Annotated in this window: 5 protein-coding genes; 1 reads left to right on the top strand and 4 read right to left on the bottom strand. The window is 60.0% G+C overall.

The annotated features are described in order from the left end of the window. The 3 genes from EOA33_RS23730 to EOA33_RS23740 all read right to left on the bottom strand — a co-directional run. Nucleotides 1-447, bottom strand: a 447-nt coding sequence (locus EOA33_RS23730; RefSeq protein ID WP_145989253.1) for an MBL fold metallo-hydrolase, incomplete at its 3' end; no start/stop codon positions are given. Nucleotides 448-583: 136 nt separating this feature from the next. Beyond that, nucleotides 584-1,033 (bottom strand): cyclic nucleotide-binding domain-containing protein, encoded by a 450-nt coding sequence (locus EOA33_RS23735; protein WP_126058880.1) that lies wholly within the window; start codon nt 1,031-1,033, stop codon nt 584-586. 187 nt (nt 1,034-1,220) lie between these two features. Then, nucleotides 1,221-3,935 (bottom strand): ABC transporter ATP-binding protein, encoded by a 2,715-nt coding sequence (locus EOA33_RS23740; protein ID WP_127406729.1) that lies wholly within the window; start codon nt 3,933-3,935, stop codon nt 1,221-1,223. Nucleotides 3,936-4,088: 153 nt separating this feature from the next. Between EOA33_RS23740 and EOA33_RS23745 the strand changes: the two genes are divergently transcribed. Beyond that, nucleotides 4,089-4,760, top strand: coding sequence for a class I SAM-dependent methyltransferase (locus EOA33_RS23745; RefSeq protein ID WP_127406730.1), 672 nt, complete (start codon nt 4,089-4,091; stop codon nt 4,758-4,760). 37 nt (nt 4,761-4,797) lie between these two features. Here EOA33_RS23745 and EOA33_RS23750 read toward each other — a convergent pair. After that, the coding region (locus tag EOA33_RS23750) for a glycosyltransferase (protein WP_281033548.1) at nt 4,798-5,073 on the bottom strand (276 nt) is incomplete at its 5' end.

The raw sequence follows: 5,073 nt of genomic DNA on the forward strand, positions 1-5,073 counted from the left end.
CACCACCCCTTGGCGCGGCCGAAGCACGTCTCCGGATACGAAATCGCGGTAGTCGAGGCTTGCCTTGCAGACGTCCAGTCTCACCGGAAACCAAGGCGGCCGCATGAACTCATCTACCATCTGCCGCGTCGTCATGCGTCCTGCAAGATGCCCGGACCAGAGCCTGATTTTGACGCTCCGGTCATAGATCGGCTTAAAAGCCGGCAGCCCGATGATGTGATCGTAATGGCAATGGGTGAAAAACAGGTCGGTATCGGTCACGCCCGACGCCCGAAGCGCCCAGCCGGCAGGCCGCAAGCCAGAGCCCGCGTCGAACAGAAGCGTATGCTTACCGCATCGCATCTCAATGCAGTTTGTGTTGCCGCCATAGCGAGAGAATTCTGGCCCCGATACCGAAATGCTGCCGCGCACGCCCCAAAACCTGACCAGGAAAACGTCGTCGTCCATGCAAGCCCTTCGTAGTCCCCCTCGGCCATCGTAGCCAAACAACTGCTGCTAGGCGAGACAGGTCTTCCTCCTGGTGACCTTGTCCGTGAGAGGGCCAGTGCCATCACGGCGGCAAGGATCGAGCGCAAATCATTCGTTATTTGGCGCTTCGTGCATCGATCAGATCCGCGGTCGTATGGCTCAGGCGATCGGCAAGAACCCGAACCATCTCGATGGTCATTTCCGGGAACTCCTTCATAAGCCTCAGGAAATGATCCTTGCGAATTCTCAAGGCTTCCACCGGACTTGCGGCTCTGACGGTGGCCGTGCGGGAGCTGTTGCACAATATGGCGATCTCGCCAACGATCGAATTTGGCAGCAGTTCGGCAACTTTTATCGGTCCGTTGTCGGAATCGACCAGAATATCCGCCCTGCCTGAAAGGATGACATAGGCGGCGTCGCCCTCATCGCCCTGCCGGAAAAGGATCTGCCCGGCGCTGTAGCTCACGCGATCGGATGTGAACGCAAGCAGTTTGAGCTTTGTCGGCTCTATGCCAGAGAACAGGGGAACGCGTTGCAGCATTCCAACCTCATCCTTGAGCAGCATTGTCGCGAACCTTCCCATTCACGTCTGCGAGACTAGAACAACCGACACCCGGATGGGATCAATTCTGTTTCCGGACGGCGAGACGAACCACGCGAAAGGTGGCGGGCCGATCAGCCGGAAACCCGAATCCCTTGATCTTGCCACAAGCTCCCACCGCCAGAATGATCCCATCTGAATGTCCAATGCTCTATGATAGCAATTCCTTAAAGATACCGCTCTCTGCCAAAAGTGTCTCGTGTGTTCCGTCTTCCACCAATTGGCCCGAGTCGAAGACGACAACGCGATCGAACATCATCCCCATTGCCGGATTCGTCACGACCCACACAATTGCCGGCGAATGGCCGTCGCGTCTGGCCTCCTCGAGCACGTTTTGCAGCACCTTATCCTGCATGCGCTGGTCGAGCGCCGACAGCGGCCGGTTGAGAATGAGAAAATCGGGACGCTTGAGCAGGGCGCGGGCAACATCGAGCTTCTGTCGCTGTCCACCGGTCAGCCGCCTGCCGCCGGAGCCGACGTTGAAGTCCAGACCGACATCCAGAACTTCGGCATAAAGCCCCAGCTCGTCAAGAATGTCATAGACGATGGAGCGTATGCGGTCCGGTGCGTCGGGATGGTTGTTGCCCACGCGCCCGAACAGGACATTGTCCATGACAGTAGCCGCGGCAATGTATTTGGCAGGATCATACCGTTCGACCGCGTTTTGCAGCTCGGGCGGCAGGTTTTCATAGAACCCGTTGCGAGCAGCGACGATCTTGCTCATCAGTTCGTCGCTCAGCAGGCCGAAGCGGTGCCGGGGCTCGATATAGGCAAAGCTCAAGGTGACGATCATGGCGCGATCGTTCTCTGAAACCGCCTCGTAGGCACGGTTCTTGAGCCGTTGCAGCAAGGTTTCGTAAGCGGGTATCTCCTCGGCGCTCATGAAGGCGAGCTGCTGGAAGAACTGGTGATCGGGCGGCAGGTCGGCAAACAGCTCGATCGCCTGGTCGGCGATCTCCATGCCCATTTCGTAGAGCGTGCGGTCGAGGCCGGCTTGCCTGAGCACAGAAGCAAAATAGGGATTGGCCGCCAGAGCCCTGTCGGCCAGTTCGGGGCCGGCGGCAGCGCCGAAGAGCAGGTTTTGGCCGATCGTTGCTTCCTTGTTGTAGGCGCCGGGTTCGAACGGAACCACCAGTCCGCTCAGCCCTTCGTGTTCCAGCCGCGTTCGCAGCGCCGCACGCAGTTCGACGATTCGCCTGGCAAGCTCCGTGTGACGCGTCAGGTCGGCCGAAGAGCGCAAGCCAAGATCCAGAATGTCGCGCGACAGAACAACCGCGTCGAGCACCCGGCGCACGGCTTCAAAGAGGTCGTGCGGGCCGGTAGCGCCGGCGGAAGCGTAGTCGATCCAGTCGCTTTGGATATCATGATCCGGATTGCCCGACCGGCGCGCCTCGTGGATGTTCCAGCGGCGCTGGTCTGCCGCAGCACCGTCATAAGTCACCGATGTCAGCGGCGCATGCTTCAACCCGTAGAGCAGGTTGTCGCGGAGGCTTGCCTGGAACAGGAAAACATCCGACGAGGCATAGGACATGCGCCGGCCGGTCACTGCTTCGGGGAGTTCAAGCAGGTCGTGGGCGCCCGAAGCGACCTTGCCGCCTTTCGGCCGGTTCAGGCGCGCGAAGGCTTCTGCAAGCGCCTCCGCTCCACCTGTTGCGGTACTGACCAGCGCCACCGTTTCACCCGGCTTGACCTGGACGGAGATACGGTCGAGGAGCAATGCACCGCCATCGTCCGCTATCGACAGACCGATCGCCGACAGCGGGTCGGTCATCGGACCGGGGGCTTCGATCGTCAATGCCCCGATTGTCGGCGCAATGACACCGTCGACGGTGAACTGTTCGACCACCTGCTGATATTTGACTTGGACATCCTGCCGCGCCTGATCCCAGTCGATCAGTTCCTTCATCGGTCCGGGCAGGTCCTTGTAGGCGCCGATCACGGCCACGAGCTGGCCGACGTCCAGCCGCCCCTCGATGACCAGATACCCGCCGATCATGTAGAACAGGAAGGGCGTCAGCTGCGCGAGAAAATTGTTGAGGAACTTTACCATGAATTTCCACTGGTAAAGATCGAAGCGGATCTTGAAAATGAGCCCGAGCCGGGCAGCTATGTCGGCGCGCTCGTAGTTTGACGTGTCGTGGACGTGAACCGCGCCGATGCCGTCGACGATTTCGCCAACCCGGCCCGAAAGCGCGCGCGCCGTCAGCTGCCGTTCGCGACCGAGCACGATCAGCCGCCGCCGCATTCGCGGGATCAGCACGATCTGGATCACCACGATCACGACCGCTATCATTCCGAGCCAGAAATTCTGGACCATGATGAACAGCATGGCCGTCAGCGCCTGGCCGCCGAGCAGCACCGGCTGCAGGAAGGCGTCGCCGATGAAGCCGCCCAGCGGCTCCACCTCGTCCTTCACCATGGTCGCCACTTCGGCGGATTTCACCCGTTTGAAGTAAAACGGCGGAAACCGCAGCACTCGATCGACCAGATCGAAGCGGATACGCCGCAGCATGCGTTCGCCGAGGCGGCCCTTGTAGGTGTTGATGTAGAGTTTGAACAAGCCGTTGATGACGACCAGCAACAGGAACACGACGCTGAGGGCAAGCAGCGTTGCCGTGCGGTCGAGCTGAAAGCCGGAGAACAACTGGACCTCGCCAATGAACGGCAGGTCATAGTGCAGTCTCATGAATGGCTGGGTGGCTCCCGGTTGCTCGAAACCTTTGCCCTGGATCGGGCCGTTGACGATCAGCTTCGGCAGGTCGAAGGACATGAAATACGGGATCATCGACAGCAGAACGATCAGCAATATCCATATCTGCTGCTTCTTGGTGTGCCTCCAGATATAGCGGGCTAGGCTGGGTTCCATATGCGACTGTGAACCTTCGGTCTAAAGCAAAGTAAAAGCATCTGCTGGTGAACGGCGCATCGGCAATCAGCGCTGGCGACACGTTCAAAGCCTGCGAGGCGGAGGCAAGATTGCGTTGTGTCGCCCGAAATCCCAACATACAAGGCGAATATGATGGATATCACGCAACCACGCAATGCCGGCACGGACGGGCACGAACAGGCCCTGGACCTCACGCGGGGAATTGCCGCCTATGTCAAGCACCCTCTCGTTGCAGGGCTGGCGCGCGTCATAGCCAAGCATCCGCAGGCCGACATCGCCAATGCCTTCAACCACAAGCAGGTCGCCTGCAAGATGTGGGCGCTCGACAGGCTGTTCGAAAGTTGCGGCGGCCGGTTCGGGCGCATATGGGTGCTGGGCGGATGGTACGGCGTATTGCCGGCAATGCTTTTCAACGATGCCCGCTTCGACATCGCGGCGGTCGATAGCATCGACATCGATCCCGAAGTCGCGCCGGTCGCCCGGACCCTCAACCGGGAAGCCGGCGATCGGTTCCGGGCGCTGACGGACGATATGTACGCACTCGACTATGCGGCCGGGCAACCTGACCTGGTTGTCAATACAAGCTGCGAACACATAGCCGATCTCAGCGCCTGGCTTGCTCTGCTTCCGCGGGGCACGACTGTGCTTCTGCAATCGAACGACTATTTCAGCGAGCCGACGCACATCAACTGCGTGGCTTCACTGGCAGCCTTCGAAGCCATGGCGGCGCTGCGGGAGATCAGGTTTTCCGGCGAGTTGCCGACAAAGAACTATACGCGCTTCATGCTGATTGGAACTGTTTGAAGCGCGTTGCGCGAATCTGATCCAGGCGCGACCCGCGTTAGGATCTTACGGACCAGGTTCGATACCGCTCGCGCAGGATTTGCGCCGAGTGACGCGCCCCTTCCAGATCGAGACGATGCCCGGGTGGCGTCGGTCCCACAAGCGCCTGTTCGATCGCTTGCGCCAGACCTTCAGGCGACAGGTCCTTTTCCATCAGCACCGTTGCAAGACCGAGTTCTTCGAGCATCAGGGCGCGAACCGTTTGTTCGGTTTCCGCGCCAGCTGCAAATGGAACGAGCAGGGAGCGACAACCCGCGCGCAGGACATCGCAGAC

This window comes from Mesorhizobium sp. M4A.F.Ca.ET.050.02.1.1 (genome assembly GCF_003997725.1).
Lineage (GTDB): Bacteria > Pseudomonadota > Alphaproteobacteria > Rhizobiales > Rhizobiaceae > Mesorhizobium.

Excerpts from the sequence above, each read along its gene's own strand:
- EOA33_RS23735 (WP_126058880.1), bottom strand. The coding sequence starts at position 1,033 with ATGCTGCTCAAGGATGAGGTTGGAATGCTGCAACGCGTTCCCCTGTTC.
- EOA33_RS23740 (WP_127406729.1), bottom strand. The coding sequence starts at position 3,935 with ATGGAACCCAGCCTAGCCCGCTATATCTGGAGGCACACCAAGAAGCAG.
- EOA33_RS23745 (WP_127406730.1), top strand. The coding sequence starts at position 4,089 with ATGGATATCACGCAACCACGCAATGCCGGCACGGACGGGCACGAACAG.